Consider the following 16,261-nt stretch of genomic DNA (forward strand, 5'->3'; position numbering starts at 1 on the left):
TTTCACATTGAATCTTTTAAGCCCCTTCTGTATCTCTGATCTAGGCTCTTTTTCTCTTCCGCAAAAACAGATAGATTCCCCCAAGCCCGCAGACGGCGATGGCCGCATAGGCGATGTTCGAATACACATCCATAAACCCGACGATTTTCTCCCACGATCCGCCTACCGCCGCGCCTACCGAGACGAGCACGATATTCCAGATCAAGGTACCGATCGTCGTATACAGCAGGAACAAACCGAACTTCATTTTCGAGATGCCCGCCGGGATTGAAATTAAGCTGCGAATGAGCGGAATCATCCGGCAAAATAGCACCGTCCAGTATCCGTACTTATCAAACCAGGCGTCAGCACGGCGAATATCCTCTTTTTTCAGGCGCAAAAACCGTCCGTACCGGTCAATCCAGCCCTCCAGCCGATCCACGTTGATCAAATAACCGGCTCCATACAAGATTACCGCACCGAGAACGGATCCGACCGTTGCCGCGATGACGACACCCGTTATCGTTAAGCTGGAATAAGTGGTCATAAACCCGCCAAAGGTCAAGATCACTTCCGAAGGGATCGGAGGAAATACATTCTCAAGCGCGATCAGAAGCAAAATTCCGGCATAACCGAACTGTTCCATAATATTCGTAATCCAATTTTCCACGGGTTACCTCCAACATGTTCATGATTCCGTTTATTGATGTACTTTTTGTAAATTGCGCAAATAGCGGGCGCGGATAAACCAGAAATAGATGACCTGCACGAAACAAAAGCTGGCCAGGATCGCCCCTGCTTCCCAAGCGATTGATAAGTATACGTAACGTTGCAACGCAATAAAGGCAAACAAGCTGTGCACCATAGCTACGCCAACAGGGAGGAAAAACAGCAAGCCCAACTGGCGGGACACCATCTTTTCCATTTCCTTGCGCGTCATTCCTATCTTGGTTAGGGCGAGATACTGCCTGCGATCATAATCCAGGTCACTATATAACCGGAAATAGAGAAAGCTTCCTGCAGCGATAAAAAAAACGGTGCCGACTAACAGCGCAAAAAACAACAGCGCTCCAAACGTGGTCCGCTGGACCTCGAACAAGGTTCCGCTTACCGACATGGCATAAGGTTCGTTCTTCTCGTAGTCCATTTTTCCGTTCTCTGTCAAACGGGATGCAATTCCCTCGGTCGATTCCATGGAATCCGTGTAATAAGCCGTGTACCGTTCGACTCTGGAGGAATCGTCCTCCATCCATAGCCGTTCTTTTACGGCATCGTTCACTACAAGCCCCGAAAAGAAACCTTCCCGCCCATTCCCGAGTTCCTGCGTCAGATGGTCGGCAATGGACACCCGCTCGGTTATCCCGATTTCATGCAACAGGAGTCCCGCCTCACCCAATCGGTAACTTGCCGGTTTTCTTTCCTGAAGAAGCAATTTTTCCCGGTGCGAGTTCAGCAGCACGTAAGCCTCATCCTCTGACGGCGGCTTCTCGCCGACGGAGTACCCCGCAGCCGATAACGCACGGCCATAGTCGGAATAAGATATCACCGGGAGCCACTCCGGTCCGGAAGCAAGTGAAGACGACAGCACGCGGACATAGACCAAGTCTATCTTTTCCGTATGGTAAGAAACTCCCCGGGCCGTCAGCTCTGCCGAGATTTCCTCCAAATGTTCCTTCTCCAGGCTCCCGTCTTCCTTGGATACATAACCGATTTGAGCGGGATGGTCCAAGGCAAAATCGCCGGACAACCGGTTAATGGATGCAAATACGCCTACAGCACAAAACGTAATCGTCGTAATTATCGTTACGAGAAAGAACATTCTCGCGTTATCCTTCATCCGGTAAGACAAATTGGATACAAGTACCAGATTGCTTTTCTTCCAGTACCGGGTCAGATTTCGCTTCATCAAACCGAGCAGAGCTACACTGGCCTGGGTGAAAAACAGATACGTCCCCACGATCGTCATCGCGGTCACCGGGAGCATGCGAACCTTAACGGTGGATGCCGTCGTTGTCACCGCCAGCGTATAACTGGCAAGCAGCAATATGCCCGCAAGCAGGGCCAGTAGCTTCGAAAACTTCGGTTTAACATCCCGCTTGACCCCCGATTGGAGCAGATCGATCAGCCGGGTGGAGCCTAGCAGAACCGTCGTACAGAGCGAGATGACTAGGAAGAGCAGCAAGAAGGACAGGATCGTCAACATCAGGCTGGATAGGGAAACGTGAAAAGACAGCGTCTCGATGCCGAGCAAATTGGATCCGGCGAGCAGGAACAGCTTGGCGGTCAATAGTCCGGCAAGGATGCCGGTTCCGAGCGAGCCTGCAGCGACCAGCATATTTTCCATAAACACCATCTTGCGCAGCTGCTTCACAGTCATCCCGTTCATCAGCAGAATTCCGAATTCCCGCTTACGGGATCGCAGAAACGACCCGACGGAATAGAGCACAAACAGAAAGCAGAACAAAAACATGATGACTTCCGCTTGTGCAAGCACCAATAATGCGGAGTTCCAGGCCACCTGGGCCTTCAAGTCCGGGTGAAACAGGAACAGGGAGCACACGAAGAAGACCATAACCGAGAAGGCGCTGCTCAAAAAATAAGCGGCATAGGTACGCTTGTTGCGCAACACATGGCTAAAGGCGAATTGACGAAAGGTGATCGGTCTCTCCCCCCAGCAGCGACATCATATCGATGATTTTTTGGAAGAAAGCCTGCCGGTTCTCCCCGCGGTAAATCTCGTTATACAGCCTGCCGTCCTTAATAAAAAGCACCCGATGGCAAAAGCTCGCGGCGAAAGCATCATGCGTAACCATCAAGATCGTCGTCCGTTCTTCCCGGTTCATCATGCCAAAGGCCTCCATCACATCCTTGGACGCTTTGGAATCCAGATTCCCGGTGGGTTCGTCCGCTAACACCAGCGAAGGATGATGAATCATAGCCCGGGCGATCGCTGCCCGCTGCATTTGTCCTCCGGAGATTTCCTGGGGAAACTTATGTAAGACGGATTCGATGTCCAATCTGCGGGCCAGTTCGAGACTACTCTTCTTCATTTCCGCTACAGGTGCGCCATCCAGGGTTAAAGGAAGAACGATATTTTCTTCTACCGTCAACGTATCAAGCAGGTTGAAATGCTGGAAAATGAAGCCCAGTTCACGTCTCCGAAACAGAGCCATCTCTTCTAGATCCAGTTTGTGAGGATGGTGCCCTTCAACGATTACATCACCTGATGTCGGCTCGTCGATCGTCGCGATGACGTTAAGCAAAGTCGTCTTTCCGCTCCCCGAGGGGCCCATAATCCCGACGAACTCCCCCCGTTCCAAAGCAAAACTCACATTGTCCAGCGCCCTTGTCGATATCGTACCTTCATAAATTTTGGAACATTCTCTGACCTCCAAAACAGCCATGGATGCAACTCCTTGTCGGTGATGTTTTCATTATACTTTTGGCCTAAATCAGCAACCATGGATCAATCTTACAATCACCTTACTCCTTTGTAAGGTTGCTATATTCGGATCGGAAGATCAAACGGACCAATGTACCTTGACCGACGGCGGATTCCAGTTCCACCCGGTGTCCGAGCTGTCCGCAAATCTGTTTCACGAGATACAGACCCATCCCTGTGGACTCTCTGAAATTCCGCCCGTTCTCTCCCGTAAAATAAGCGTCAAACACACGCGGCAAATCGCTGTCCGGTATGCCCACGCCTTCGTCCCTGATTTCGAGAAACGCCTCATCTTCCTTACGGTAGCCCCGGATCGCAATGGTTCCCGGCTCATTGGTAGTATATTTGACCGCATTTGTCAGAATTTGCGTTAGCACAAACGTAAGCCATTTCTCATCCGTGGCAATGAATAACGGCTCCTTCGAAGTAAACTCCAGCTGCGGGAATACTTTGCTGCGGATAAAAAGTCGCTTTTGCGCCGACACGGCCGCGCGCACAAGACTCTCCAGGTCCAGCTTCTCCACCACGAAATCATGGGAAAAGGAATCCAGTCTGGCTGTATACAGAACAAGATCCAGACCTTTACGCAGCCGGTCCACCTCATCTCCGATTGCCGTCGATTTTGAATCGTCGCTATCCTGGACCATGAGATGAATGACAGACACTGGCGTCTTCATCTGGTGGACCCATTGTGTAATGAATTGTAAATGGTGATTGATTTTATGCTGCTGGCGGTTCAGTTCGGAGACATAATGCCGGTATTGCTTCTTTAATAACCGGTGCAAGTATTCGGATAGCGGTGTCTGAGGCGACACTTCCTTAAAGGCATCCAGCCCTTCCCCCTGCTCCAGACAGCGGTAAAACGAACGGTTGCTCATGTAGCGGAACACCAAATACACGGCCAGCAAGCATCCGCTAAGCAGGGCGGCATAAAGCACCATAGCGATGTTGCGGTAGCCGTCCAGCCAGTATACTCCGGACACGGTCAAAAGCTGGAGAATATAAAACGAAAATAAAGGCCGCTGATCCTTCAAAAATAGCTTCACTGTTTCTCCTCCCAGCGGGGAACGAGGCGGTAGCCCTGACCGCGCACGGTCTGAAGCGCATCCTCGATGCCAAGCGCAGACAGCTTTTTACGTACCCGCGTAACATACACATTCAGCGTATTGTCGTCGACAAAGGTCTGATCGTCCCATATCTTTTCGAGCAATCGGTCGCGGCTGACGATTTCTTCTCCCCGCTGCATCAGTTCCTCCAGCATTTTCACTTCCGTCAGACTGAGCTCCACTCTTTCATCGTTCAGACTTAAATAAAGGCGGTCTTTATCCAACCTTAAACCGTCAAAATTCACGCTCCGCTCCCCGCCTCCTCCGGCATAAGTCCCGTACGCTCTTCGCAAATGGCTCATGATCTTCGCGATGACGATATCATAATCGAACGGCTTCGTAATATAATCGTCCCCGCCGTTTTCCAGGGCCATGACCTGATCCATCTTCCCCTCGCGTGCCGAAATAAACAAAATGGGACAAGTGGAGAGGTTACGGATCTGACGGCACCAATAATACCCGTCGTATTTCGGCAAGTTCACATCAAGCAAAACCAGATGCGGGGCTGCCGCTTCGAACTCCTGCTTCACCCGGTCAAAATCTTGAACGATATGCGTACTATAGCCGAACCTTTGCAAATATTCCTGCAACAGTACGGCCAGTCGTTGATCATCTTCGACGATAAATATTTTGAACATATGATAATCTCCTTTAGAAACTACCTCTACTTAAACCTTCACCCTGACTGCATTGTAACAAAATTAGGCCCTTGAAAGGAAATAGAGAGGCCCTGCAGCCAGCGCAGTCCTCTCTACCTATCCTTTTGTTCAAGTTCAAAACTGCCTATTCCACCCATTCAACCACTTCTTGCGCGCATCGGCGGGTCTTATCGGACGGAGCATGCAATCGATAGCCAAACGCCGCCATAACCGATATCCCGAAATGTTCAGAGTCCATAATTCCTTCCGCAGCTAACAGTTCATTGATCTTTGCTCTGTTGAATCCTTCAATGGGGCAGGAATCAATGCCGATCAAGGCGGCAGCGGTCAACATATTACCCAATGCAATATAAGTTTGTCGGCAAGCCCATTCGAACATCACTCTGGGATCGTCCTCGATGGCTATGCTTGTTTTTAAAAAATGATCATAGTTTTCCCGCTTGGCCTGTGCAATTTCGTGAGGGAGCTTTTGGACATCGTCCAACATGCGCTTAATATAATCAGAGCCGGCAACCATATCCTTCGGCAATCTCGTCAATATAATCATAAAATGACTGGCAGACTGTAGCTGCCTTCTCGCTCCAGTTGCATACTCCGCAAGCTTGGAACGAAGTTCCTTATTTTGCACAACAACAAACTTCCAGGGTTCAAAGCCATAGGAGCTAGGCGACAATCTCCCGGTCTCCAATATGTAATCAAAGTTTGCGGCACTTATTTTCTTGTCGGGATCAAAATCTTTCGTTGCGTGTCTGAATTGAAAGGCTGATAGGACTTCGGTTTTCTTGGTTTCTTGATCTATCATTATTTAAACTCCTTAATTGTAATATTGGTTTTTGTATTCATCAGTCGCCCAGTTTGGTTTCATATTCCTCAAGCTTCTCCATGACACCATTCACCCATTCCTGGTCATCCCACAATTCAGGATTATCAAGTTTTCTTTCCGCAGGGTGGCCTGTTGCCATCGTATCTACGCCATCCTTGTTTCCAAAATACAAATCTACGATTTTTAATGACTTGTTTACAGATTGAACTAATAGCTTGCAGCTCATTCCAGACCCCTGGTTTGAAAAGGTTAAGTCCAGATGATAAAGATTGTTGTCCAGCCTCTTGAACTCTACTTCTTGAAACTCATTACTGAGGCCGAAGGTCACACTAAATCCACCTTTTAATACCTGCCGCTGTTCTAGCTCCAGCATTTTATTAGTAAAGTGAAGGAGTTTTTCTTTAGAGATATAGTTATTAAACGATACTCTTTCCTGATTGGCAACAGCCCCGGTATAAAGATTTACGAAGGATTTTCCAAAGTCCTCCATTGTATCGTAATCATCTTCACCAAGCTGATCTGCTTTCAGCGTAAACTCTTGATTAGCCAATTCACTTAGTAGTTCTGCTTCCGATTTCTCCGGCGATTCAACTGGAGCTTCTATATTGGATATAGATTCTTTTGTTGAATGATTCTCCTTTTGAGAACAACCTGCAAGGACTACAAAGATCAATACCGCAATAACTAACGTAGATTTCTTCATAGTACCACCCTCCATCGGTTAAGCGAGCTTCAAGACAAATCATCCAGTCTCTTTGCGCATTCTCTTCTAGTCTTCCTATTATCAGCATACACTAGATTTCTCAACCACAGGGTAAAAATAAAAATAGGCTTGTTATCGCATTTGGCAATAACAAGTCTATTTTCTGACTATACTCTCTAGTTGACTACCTAGTTAAGTTTCTACGTCTAACAATTTTGACTTTAAATCTCCTCGTCATCCCACTTCAAACTTTGTACCCGATTGCGGCTCGAGAGCAGTTTGATACCCCCGCCGATCAAAATTACAGCCACAAGAACCGGGCGCAAGTATTCGCGAATCATATATCTAAGCTCAAGATAAGGGAACCAGCGGTCCAGCGCCGGGACGATAAACTCCATGCCCACATAGTAGACACCGAGCAGGAGCAAGGCAACCCCCAGCCAATGCTGTCCGTTTCCTCTACCCTTAATCAAAGGAATATCTTCCATGGGAAGAATGCCATACCTGCTAGTCTGCTGCAACCCGTCAAAGAAGCTGTAAAACCAGATCACAGGCACTAAGAATAAAAAGAGGGACAGCCTCAATACATCGATGATATAAAAGCTTCCGAGAAACAGCACCATCATCTGCAGGCCGCGTTTTTGCATGCCCAGGTACATTTGTCCGGCCCCGGGAAAAGCCGAGAGCAGTGTGGCGAGCACTTTGCTGCGCCGACCCTCGATGCGTCCGGATTCCCATTCATCCAGCAGGGAGCGATCCTCCACAATTTCCCCGGCTTGTTTGCGATGAATGAGCTGAACGGCATCGAACATGCAATACAGCCAAATGATCGGCAGCAGTGCCAGGAAGAGCAGGAACACGGTTTCGTGCGTAATGCCGGTGACGAAGAACATCATGGTGATCAGGCCAAAGAACATGATCAGGAATGATAATCCGCGCTGCATGAGACCCATTTGAAAATGGCCCAGACCCGGAATAAAGGACAGCAATATCGTAAAGAAACGTTCGGTTTCAGCATCCCCCCGTCTGCCGCCCCCTCGTGGGTCATAAGGCGATCTTTCCTGAGCCGCAGGCTCGCGAAGCATGAGGATAAGCAGGTCAAGCATGGATATGACCCAAAGAATCAATTCCATGATAAGGACGGCCAGAAAAAACTCTCCTTCATTGGTAGCCATGGCGATAAGAAATCCACCGAGCAGTCCGCCAAAAAAGAAAATCGGATAGAGTATCCCCCTTGCTTTGCGCCCCCAATAGAAATGGCCCAGACCCGGGATAAAATTCAAAAGAAATGCCAGCATTCGGCTTCGATAATAAGTCAATTTCGTTCATCCTTTCTTTCAATCACTTTTAAGGAGTGTCGGACGGCTTAATCTTTTCCATCCATTTCGTTGCCCGTTGCATAAGCTGATCGCTCAGCGGAGTATCTCCCTCCTGCCGCTGGACAGCCGCATTAGCACCGGCCGACAGCAGATCGAACACGCCTCCTCCAAGCAATAACAGTGTTATGGAAGCGGCGATCACATAGTGGACCAAAGGATTTTGCCAACGTTTGCGGTGTTCCTTGTTGGCACGACTCCGGGCTTGAGCGGGAAGCGCGGAAAGCACGTCATTAGCGAAACGCTCTTCATCAAAGAGACTTGGAAGTTCGTCTTGGTTGGCCATGAGTTCCGTCATATAAGCCTGAAACATGGCATCATCGTCCTGCAGCAACTGATCCAGCTTCTCTGCCCTTTCAGGGTTCAGTTCGCCGCGGATATAAGCCTTCCACATTTCTTCAGATGTGTTGCCCGTATCTTTCATCGCCATTCCTCCTCCTTCCAATGCTCGCGAATCCAGGCTCTGGCCCGGTAAAGCTTCGATTCTACAGTTTTTACGGTCTGTTCCAGATCACTCGCAATCTGTTCATAGCTTTTGCCATCCAAATAAAAGGCCGTTACCACTTGCCGGTGACCCGGCGGAAGCTGTGATATTTTCGTATGGAGCTCGCTTCTTCGTTCGTCAATCATCATTTCCTTAAGCAGATCGTCCTCCACCGCGGGTAGCTTTTCAGCCACATCGGCGGAATCCCACTGTTCTTCGCGCCGCCGGTCTCTGCGCCGTTTGAAATCAATCGCTTTGTTGATTGCAATTCGTGTTACCCACGATTTAATTCCTTGAGAACGGTAAGCGGGGAGAGATTTATAAACTTGAAGGAACGTTTCCTGCGCGGCATCTTCCGCCTCTTTCTCGTCATGCAAAACGGAATACGCAGCACGGAAAACGAAATTTCCGTATTGTTTAACGAATTCGCGAAAAGCGGCTCGGTCGCCCTGCCTCATTTTTTCTATCAAAGACTCCTCGCCAATAACTCTCCCCTCCTTCCAATAGAATAGACGACGCCAATTGGGCTTACCCCTGCAAAATTTCATAAAAATATTTCAACTCAATCGCAGATCACTAACTCGCGTTATATTTCCTAACACATAATTCCACAATTTCTATTCATGTTTATTTAATAAATCGAGAAATACCTCGATTTTATTAGCATTAATAAGATTTAAACGCTTTCTTTCCCACATGTTAGATTTGTTAATAAACTTAACATCAATATACAATTCAAACAAAGTTAGCTTAATAAATGTTAGTTAATATTACATAAAGCTGACTAAAAAAACATAGTGGAGGTTGAACCAATGAACAAATGGAAATCGCAAAGCTTCAAAATGCTTCTTGCCGCAGGACTGGCATTTTCTGCGGTACTACCGAGTATCCCGTTGTCCAAGGCTTTCGCAGCCGAAGTTTCTATCAGCGGCGAAATAACAAAAGCCGAAAAAAAGATGCCCAAGGTCCAAGTCATCGCCACAGGCGGGACGCTGGCCGGCAAATCAACGGACGAAACCAGCTTTACTACTTATAAGGCCGGCACGTTGTTGATTGAAGATATGGTTAAGTCATTGCCTAATAAAGATAAAATAGCGGAAGTAAGTACGTATCAGTTCGGAAATTCCGGTTCCAGCGCTTATACCATTCAACAGTTATACGAGTTGTCACTAAAAGTCGATGAAGCATTGAAAACGCAAGATGGCGTCGTAGTTACCAGCGGCACCGATACCATGGAGGAGATCGCTTATTTTCTGGATCTGACGGTAAGAAGTCCTAAACCTGTTGTGGTCACCGGCTCCATGCGCCCATGGACCGTCATCGGGACCGATGCCCCGGCAAACCTGTACAACGCCATTAAACTCGCAGCTAGCGGTAAAACCAAATACTTCGGCACCGTCTTGATGTTAAACGATGAATTTCATGCAGCTCGCGAAGTCACCAAGAATAATTCTTACCGCACCGACACCTTCGTTACCCCGGAAGTCGGAGCACTCGGTTATATCGACGAAAACAATATACGGGTTTACCGCGCTCCGTTCAGGGCTTTAAAACCTGCCAGCGAATGGTCCACCCCATTTGATCTCAGCAAAATCACCAAAAATGATCTTGCCAAGGTGGAGATCGCTTATTCCTATCAGGATGCCGGTCCAGGTGCCATCAGCGGTTTTGTAGCCAATGGCGCCAAAGGCGTCGTAACCGCTGGAACCGGAGCGGGCGGGATTTCGAAAGCCATGAGTGAAGAACGTGCCAAAGCGATAGAGCAAGGTGTTATTTTTGTAATGACCACGCGCACGGGTTCGGGCAGCAACTATTCCAGCGGGAAAGGCATCATCGCCGGAGATAATCTGAATGCCGCCCACGCGAGAATCATGCTGCTCCTCAGCTTGTCCTTCTCCAAAGACTTCGCCACGATTCAGGATTGGTTTGCGACTTACGGGTATGGACAAATTGAAATTCCCGCGAAATAAGCCCCTCCGTACAGACTCGACTAGCAGGAGAAGCCCCTCTCCAAGATAGAACGAAGCAAAAGCATATAAAGACTGCAATTCCCGCACACAACAAAACCATTCCCAAAAGAAACTATTCTTTCCCGGGAATGGTTTTTCTTTTTCATACTAGAAACGATTCAGTCTCACTCTTAGAAAATTGTAAATTTCCTCGGAGATATTCACATTGCAGCAGGACTCGATTCCTTCGAATCCCGGCGAAGAGTTAGCCTCGCATATTTTATAATGGTCTCCGTCAAACAGTAAGTCGATCCCTGCAATGTCCAAGTTCAGTAGACGGGAAGTCTCAAGGGCCAGCCATTCCATTTCCGGATTGATTTCATAAGGCTCCACCGTGCCTCCGCGGGAATAGTTTGCTTTGAAGCTATCGCTGCCGGAATTTCGCTTCATGGCGGCGACCGCACGTCCACCGATCGTAATAACGCGTAAATCCGTTCCCCGGCTGGACTCTACGAATTCCTGCAAGATCATCGTGGCATTTTCCTTATAAGCGTTGATCATCTCCAGAAGATCGATAAAGTTCGATTTGTTCTCCGCCAGAAACACTCCGCTGCCTTGGGAACCGGAAATGGTCTTTACCACCACCGGAAATCCGAGGTGCTTTTCTACCAGATTGACATCCACCTTGGAGCGGATCAGCATCGTTTTGGGAACCGGCAGATTATGCTCGGCCAAAATTTGCTGGGTATACAGCTTGTCCTTAACCGTATCGATACTTTGGGAAGAGTTGAAGGTTCGTACACCAAGTCGTTCCAGATGCCGGATCAGGGCTAGTCCAAAATAATTCGTGCCCGCTCCCATTCTCGGCAGTACGAAGTCGGGAAGCTGCAACACCTCTCCGTCGACCATCACGCTTTTGCGGTCATCCCGTGTAACGATCAGTTCAAATTGCTCAGGCGCAAGTACGCGGATATCGATCTCCTGCCGCACCGCCTCTTCAACCAGACGTTTGATTTCAAACGTCTCGGGTTTTACATCCTGGGGTAAATGCTTGTAAATAATCCAACCTTTCAACGGTCAAGCCCCCTTAATAGAATGCTAACTTTGCACATTTTTAACATATCATATCCGTGATTGATTTATATGATATTATTGTAACTTTCATGTAAAAAGTATATTTCATTCCTTAGGGACTTCGGTCCCCTCCCGCTTGCCCCCATACCTTCGATGGATAATTTCCAACAAGCTCTCCCTTATGACAGGGGATTCGGATGCTATATTGGATAATTTCCAATGAAATCGGTGTTGCGCATCAAATTCCCTCTATAATCTCAGCATTGGTTGGATTAAATCCAATCAAGCTTGGGCTTCTCTGTCTTTTGGCGGTTGTTCATTGGATTTTGTCCAATGAAACATGGATAAATGTTTAAAAAACACAACAAAGACCTCCGAATCCTGCTTCGGAGGTCTTTGCATATAAACTATTTACTGATTCAACATCATTGCGGAATTTTCACGCTGCCGCTAACGACAGACTTACCGACCGCCGTTACGGAACTTTTGAGTGTAGGCCTTAGCATCTTCAGCGGTTTTGACGCGGTTGCGGCTCCATTCCAGCAAAATGCGGTCGATGTAGCGAAAATGAACTTTGCCGGCAAAGACCGCTTCCTTTAGCGCCAGCAAAATCAATTCCTCCAGGTAACCGTCCTGGTCCACCCAGCCGGAAATCGTTTCGCACTCCATCGGAGATAACGGACGGGCGAACTCTTTCTCGAAAATAACGAACAGGTTACGTTCCTGCTCGCCGCGTTGTGACCCTGATAATTCCTTCTCCAATTTCTGCTCATTAATCGCAGCGGAACGCTCCTCAGCCAGATGCTGCCCAAGCTTGACGTACATGCCCGACAAATTGTAAAACTCCGAATGAACTCCGGACGACTCTTCTCTGGCTTCGTCGATACTGAGCCAGCCCTCCTTCATCAACCGGCGGATGACCGGGGCAAGCTCGCCTGGACTCGTGCCCATCCGCCGTTCCAGTTGATCCATGGTCGGAAAGTCATTGCGTTCAACCTGCTGGAACGCAAGCAATTGCAGGAGCAGCATGGCCTCCATATCGGTTAATCGGAGATTCCGGTAATGAGCCAGCAGCGCAAAGGGAACATTCACTATGCCCGATTCCAGGCCGAACGAGATCCCTTTGCCCCATACTTTCCAGCTATCGGTCATACCTATGCATTCTCACCTTTCTTATGGATACAGGCGGTACAATGTACGAGGGAACGGTATAGTTTCCCGTACATGGTCGAGTCCGCAAATCCACGCTACCGTACGTTCCAATCCCAGTCCGAAGCCGGAGTGCGGTACGGAACCGTATTTTCTCAGGTCCATATACCATTGATAGGTTTCCATGGACAGGTTATGTTCCTTGAAACGGGTCTCCATCAGCTCAGGATCATCAATCCGCTGCGAGCCGCCGATAATTTCGCCGTAGCCTTCCGGTGCGATCATATCCGCACACAGCACGACTTCAGGACGATTCGGGTCCGGTTTCATATAAAATGCCTTGATGCCGGCAGGATAATGGGTGATGAACACCGGCTTGTCATAACGCTCGGCAATCGCCGTTTCGTGCGGCGCCCCGAAGTCTTCGCCCCAAGGGATGTCAAAGCCCTGCGTATGCAAATATTCAATCGCTTCGTCATACGTAATGCGCGGGAACGGCGCTTTGATGTTTTCCAGCTTGGATACATCGCGGCCAACCGCTTCCAGCTCCGTCCGGCAATTGGCCAGGACCGATTGCACGACATGAGAAATAAATTGCTCCTGTACCTTCAGGCTTTCTTCATGATCCGTAAACGCCATTTCCGGTTCGATCATCCAGAACTCGATCAAATGACGACGCGTTTTCGACTTTTCCGCGCGGAATGTCGGGCCAAAAGAGTACACCTTCCCGAGTGCCATCGCCGCGGCTTCCATATATAACTGACCGCTTTGGGTCAAATAGGCGTCTTCTTCAAAATATTTAGTATGGAACAGGTTCGTTGTACCCTCTGCGGAAGTCGGGGTCAGAATCGGCGGATCCACCAGGGTAAAGCCGTTCTTGTCAAAGAAATCCTGAACCGCACGGATAATTTCCGAACGGATCACCATGATCGCCCGTTGCTTGGACGAGCGAAGCCATAAATGACGATGGTCCATCAGGAAATCGACGCCATGCTCCTTCGGAGTAATCGGATAATTTTCAGTCAAGTGGATGATTTCCAAATCGGTTACGGTCATTTCATATCCCGATTGGCTGCGCGGTTCTTCACGAATCACGCCCGTTACGTACATCGATGATTCCTGGGTCAGGCTCTTGGCATTATTCCAAGTGTCCTCGGACACCTCGCTCTTAACGACAACCGCCTGAATATACCCGGTTCCGTCCCGCAGCTGAAGAAACTGAATTTTGCCGCTGGAACGCTTGTTATTCAACCAACTTCCGATCACGACGGTTTGCCCGACGTGCTCGTTCACCTGACGGATCACAGTTTTGATCGCCATGCTTCTATCTCTCCTCTAAGGTCCCTAATATTAAATCTGCTTGCCTGCTTACAGATTACTTCATTTCCTGAACGATGCGCAACGTATCGCGGGCGATCACGAGCTCTTCGTTCGTCGGAACAACCAGCACTTCCACCTTGGAATTCGATGTGGAAATTCTGCGCGGGTCTCCCGAGCGGATTTTGTTCAATTCTTTATCGATCTCAACGCCGAGATAAGTCAGGTTTTCGCAAACCTTTTCCCGTACGATCGCCGAGTTTTCGCCTACGCCGGCCGTAAATACAATGACGTCGACGCCGTTCATTGCCGCTGCATAAGAGCCGATGTATTTGCGAAGACGGTATTCATACATTTCAAATGCCAGCGTCGCATTCGGTTCGCCCTCAGCCATACCGTCGGTAATATCCCGCATATCACTGCTGGATCCCGAAATCGCCAAGAGTCCGCTGTGCTTGTTCAGCATGGAGTTTACTTCGTTAATTGTAAGCTCTTCCTTATTCATGACAAAAGGAACAATCGCCGGATCCAGATCACCGCTTCTCGTACCCATGATCAACCCTTCCAGCGGGGTCATCCCCATGGAAGTGTCCACAGATACGCCGTCCATGACGGCGGTCAAGCTGGCACCATTACCGATATGACAAGTAATGATTTTCAAATCCTCAATCTTACGCTCTAAAAATTCCGCGGCTGTCTTGCTTACGTATTCATGCGAAGTGCCATGAAAACCATAACGGCGGACTTTATGTTTTTTGTACAGCACTTTCGGGATAGCATACAAATAAGCCTTCTCAGGCATCGTTTGATGAAACGCTGTATCGAATACTACGGTTTGCGGTACGTTCGGCAGGTTCGCTTCAGCCGCTTGAATCCCCATCATACAAGCCGGGTTATGAAGCGGAGCCAGGTCGAACAAACGGCGGATTTCGGATTTCGCTTCGCCGGTAATCAGGGCGGAACCTTTAAACGCTTCGCCGCCGTGAACAACGCGGTGTCCGACAGCATCGATTTCATCGATCGAGGCAAGCACGCCGTGCTCTTTGTCGACCAGTTTCTCCAGCACCTTACGGATCGCCGTCGTATGCTCAAGAATGTCGCTAACTTCCGTAACCTCTTCCTTCCCTGTCGGCTTATGCGTCAGGATGGAGGAGTCCATGCCGATCCGCTCCACCAGACCTTTGGCCAATACGGATTCGTCGGTCATATCATAAAGCTGATATTTAAGGGAAGAGCTTCCCGCGTTAATTACTAGAACTTTCATATCCGGTCACCATCCTTGTCGTATTTGAAAAATCCTTCGCCCGTCTTAACCCCGAGGGAGCCCGCGCGAACCATTTTCTTCAACACATAAGAAGGACGGTACTTCAGTTCCCCGAATTCGCGGAACATGCGTTCCAGAGCTGCCAGAACGGAGTCCAGACCGAAACGGTCGGCCATCTCAAGAGGTCCGTATTGGAACTGGTACCCGATCCGCATAGCGTCGTCAATATCCTCGGCAGTAGCAACGCCCTCGCCCAGAACATGCAACGCTTCGTTGATCATCAGACAAATAATCCGGGACGTTACGAAGCCCGGCGATTCATATACCATGATTCCGTGTTTATCGACAACTTCATCCACAAATCGTTTCGTTTCTTCAAATGTGGATTCGGATGTTTTCAGCCCGCGGATAATTTCAACCAGATTAATTTTAGCAACGGGATAAATAAAGTGCATACCGATCACGCGCTCCGGATACATTGTCGAACCGGCGATTTCGGTCAAACTAAGCGTCGATGTATTACTTGCCAGAATAATGTTGCTTGGGCAAACCTGATCCAGCTGTTTGAATACCTCTTTCTTGGCATTCAAATCCTCCGAAATGGTCTCGATCACCATATCGCAGGTTCCGAGTTCGGCAAAATGAGTAACTTTATAAATTTTGTTCAAGATCAGCTTTTTCTCGGCCTTGGTAATCGCCCATTTCTCAAGCTGCTTGTCCAGACTCGTTTCTATCATGCTATACGCATGGTTTAATTTTTCGGTCGTTTCTTCAACGAGTAGCACATCGAGTCCTTTGGCTGCCAGCATTTCGCTGATCCCTTGGCCCATCGTGCCGCCACCAATGACACCTATTTTTTTGAAGTTCATGGTCCTCTCGCTCCATCCTTTCATGGTCTCTCCATAATATTGTACCCCTGATGTCGAATAATACATC

At 48.6% G+C, this 16,261-nt stretch carries 16 protein-coding genes; 1 reads left to right on the plus strand and 15 read right to left on the minus strand.

All coding sequences use genetic code 11. The annotated features are described in order from the left end of the window. Window positions 1-40: 40 nt before the first annotated feature. The 10 genes from NYE70_RS06755 to NYE70_RS06800 all read right to left on the minus strand — a co-directional run bounded on the left by NYE70_RS06755 (window position 41) and on the right by NYE70_RS06800 (window position 9,042). Complete coding sequence (locus NYE70_RS06755; RefSeq protein WP_341045468.1) at window positions 41-649, minus strand: DedA family protein; 609 nt, start codon at window positions 647-649, stop codon at window positions 41-43. A gap of 30 nt (window positions 650-679) precedes the next feature. Beyond that, window positions 680-2,608: an ABC transporter permease gene (locus NYE70_RS06760; protein ID WP_341045469.1), complete on the minus strand. Its 1,929-nt coding sequence runs from the start codon at window positions 2,606-2,608 to the stop codon at window positions 680-682. Between the two features lie 4 nt (window positions 2,609-2,612). After that, window positions 2,613-3,383 (minus strand): ABC transporter ATP-binding protein, encoded by a 771-nt coding sequence (locus NYE70_RS06765; RefSeq protein WP_341045470.1) that lies wholly within the window; start codon window positions 3,381-3,383, stop codon window positions 2,613-2,615. A gap of 79 nt (window positions 3,384-3,462) precedes the next feature. Next, window positions 3,463-4,467, minus strand: a complete 1,005-nt coding sequence (locus NYE70_RS06770) for a sensor histidine kinase (protein WP_341045471.1) — start codon at window positions 4,465-4,467, stop codon at window positions 3,463-3,465. After that, window positions 4,464-5,165 carry a response regulator transcription factor gene (locus NYE70_RS06775; RefSeq protein WP_211020825.1) on the minus strand — a complete coding sequence of 234 codons (702 nt, stop codon included), beginning with the start codon at window positions 5,163-5,165 and terminating at the stop codon, window positions 4,464-4,466. The genes NYE70_RS06770 and NYE70_RS06775 overlap by 4 nt, the downstream gene beginning before the upstream one ends. A 145-nt stretch (window positions 5,166-5,310) precedes the next feature. Beyond that, entirely contained in the window at window positions 5,311-5,988 is a 678-nt protein-coding gene (locus NYE70_RS06780; protein WP_341045472.1) for an NAD(P)H-dependent oxidoreductase, read from the minus strand. A gap of 40 nt (window positions 5,989-6,028) precedes the next feature. Continuing rightward, window positions 6,029-6,712: a hypothetical protein gene (locus NYE70_RS06785; protein WP_341045473.1), complete on the minus strand. Its 684-nt coding sequence runs from the start codon at window positions 6,710-6,712 to the stop codon at window positions 6,029-6,031. A gap of 221 nt (window positions 6,713-6,933) precedes the next feature. Further along, window positions 6,934-8,010, minus strand: a complete 1,077-nt coding sequence (locus NYE70_RS06790) for a hypothetical protein (protein WP_341045474.1) — start codon at window positions 8,008-8,010, stop codon at window positions 6,934-6,936. A 49-nt stretch (window positions 8,011-8,059) separates the two neighbouring features. After that, window positions 8,060-8,512, minus strand: a complete 453-nt coding sequence (locus NYE70_RS06795) for an anti-sigma factor family protein (protein ID WP_341045475.1) — start codon at window positions 8,510-8,512, stop codon at window positions 8,060-8,062. Continuing rightward, window positions 8,509-9,042 (minus strand): RNA polymerase sigma factor, encoded by a 534-nt coding sequence (locus NYE70_RS06800; RefSeq protein WP_341045477.1) that lies wholly within the window; start codon window positions 9,040-9,042, stop codon window positions 8,509-8,511. Before NYE70_RS06800 ends, NYE70_RS06795 begins: the two co-directional genes overlap by 4 nt. Before the next feature lie 342 nt (window positions 9,043-9,384). On the opposite strand from NYE70_RS06800, the gene NYE70_RS06805 reads away from it, so the two are divergent. Next, the gene (locus NYE70_RS06805; RefSeq protein WP_341045478.1) at window positions 9,385-10,542 is read left to right on the plus strand and encodes an asparaginase; all 1,158 of its coding nucleotides are present in this window, start codon (window positions 9,385-9,387) and stop codon (window positions 10,540-10,542) included. Window positions 10,543-10,689: 147 nt separating this feature from the next. Here the strand turns inward: NYE70_RS06805 and NYE70_RS06810 are convergent, their stop codons facing one another. From NYE70_RS06810 to NYE70_RS06830, 5 genes are all read right to left on the minus strand, one after another. Continuing rightward, complete coding sequence (locus NYE70_RS06810) at window positions 10,690-11,595, minus strand: ATP-grasp domain-containing protein (RefSeq protein WP_211020831.1); 906 nt, start codon at window positions 11,593-11,595, stop codon at window positions 10,690-10,692. A 462-nt stretch (window positions 11,596-12,057) separates the two neighbouring features. Further along, window positions 12,058-12,747, minus strand: coding sequence for a DnaD domain-containing protein (locus tag NYE70_RS06815; protein WP_341045479.1), 690 nt, complete (start codon window positions 12,745-12,747; stop codon window positions 12,058-12,060). 21 nt (window positions 12,748-12,768) lie between these two features. Beyond that, window positions 12,769-14,064 (minus strand): asparagine--tRNA ligase, encoded by a 1,296-nt coding sequence (gene asnS, locus NYE70_RS06820; RefSeq protein ID WP_341045481.1) that lies wholly within the window; start codon window positions 14,062-14,064, stop codon window positions 12,769-12,771. A gap of 55 nt (window positions 14,065-14,119) precedes the next feature. Beyond that, a complete protein-coding gene (locus NYE70_RS06825) occupies window positions 14,120-15,325 on the minus strand; it encodes an acetate/propionate family kinase (protein ID WP_341045483.1) in 1,206 nt (401 codons plus the stop codon). Continuing rightward, window positions 15,322-16,194, minus strand: a complete 873-nt coding sequence (locus NYE70_RS06830) for a 3-hydroxyacyl-CoA dehydrogenase family protein (RefSeq protein WP_341045484.1) — start codon at window positions 16,192-16,194, stop codon at window positions 15,322-15,324. Before NYE70_RS06830 ends, NYE70_RS06825 begins: the two co-directional genes overlap by 4 nt. Window positions 16,195-16,261: the final 67 nt, after the last annotated feature.

Origin of the sequence: Paenibacillus sp. FSL R5-0407, assembly GCF_038009185.1 — a bacterium.
GTDB classification, from domain to species: domain Bacteria; phylum Bacillota; class Bacilli; order Paenibacillales; family Paenibacillaceae; genus Fontibacillus; species Fontibacillus vini.

Coding starts and splice junctions, on each gene's coding strand:
- NYE70_RS06775 (WP_211020825.1), bottom strand. CDS start 5,165: ATGTTCAAAATATTTATCGTCGAAGATGATCAACGACTGGCCGTACTG.
- asnS (WP_341045481.1), bottom strand. CDS start 14,064: ATGGCGATCAAAACTGTGATCCGTCAGGTGAACGAGCACGTCGGGCAA.
- NYE70_RS06815 (WP_341045479.1), bottom strand. CDS start 12,747: ATGACCGATAGCTGGAAAGTATGGGGCAAAGGGATCTCGTTCGGCCTG.
- NYE70_RS06795 (WP_341045475.1), bottom strand. CDS start 8,512: ATGAAAGATACGGGCAACACATCTGAAGAAATGTGGAAGGCTTATATC.
- NYE70_RS06825 (WP_341045483.1), bottom strand. CDS start 15,325: ATGAAAGTTCTAGTAATTAACGCGGGAAGCTCTTCCCTTAAATATCAG.
- NYE70_RS06830 (WP_341045484.1), bottom strand. CDS start 16,194: ATGAACTTCAAAAAAATAGGTGTCATTGGTGGCGGCACGATGGGCCAA.
- NYE70_RS06765 (WP_341045470.1), bottom strand. CDS start 3,383: ATGGCTGTTTTGGAGGTCAGAGAATGTTCCAAAATTTATGAAGGTACG.
- NYE70_RS06785 (WP_341045473.1), bottom strand. CDS start 6,712: ATGAAGAAATCTACGTTAGTTATTGCGGTATTGATCTTTGTAGTCCTT.
- NYE70_RS06790 (WP_341045474.1), bottom strand. CDS start 8,010: ATGCTGGCATTTCTTTTGAATTTTATCCCGGGTCTGGGCCATTTCTAT.
- NYE70_RS06780 (WP_341045472.1), bottom strand. CDS start 5,988: ATGATAGATCAAGAAACCAAGAAAACCGAAGTCCTATCAGCCTTTCAA.
- NYE70_RS06805 (WP_341045478.1), top strand. CDS start 9,385: ATGAACAAATGGAAATCGCAAAGCTTCAAAATGCTTCTTGCCGCAGGA.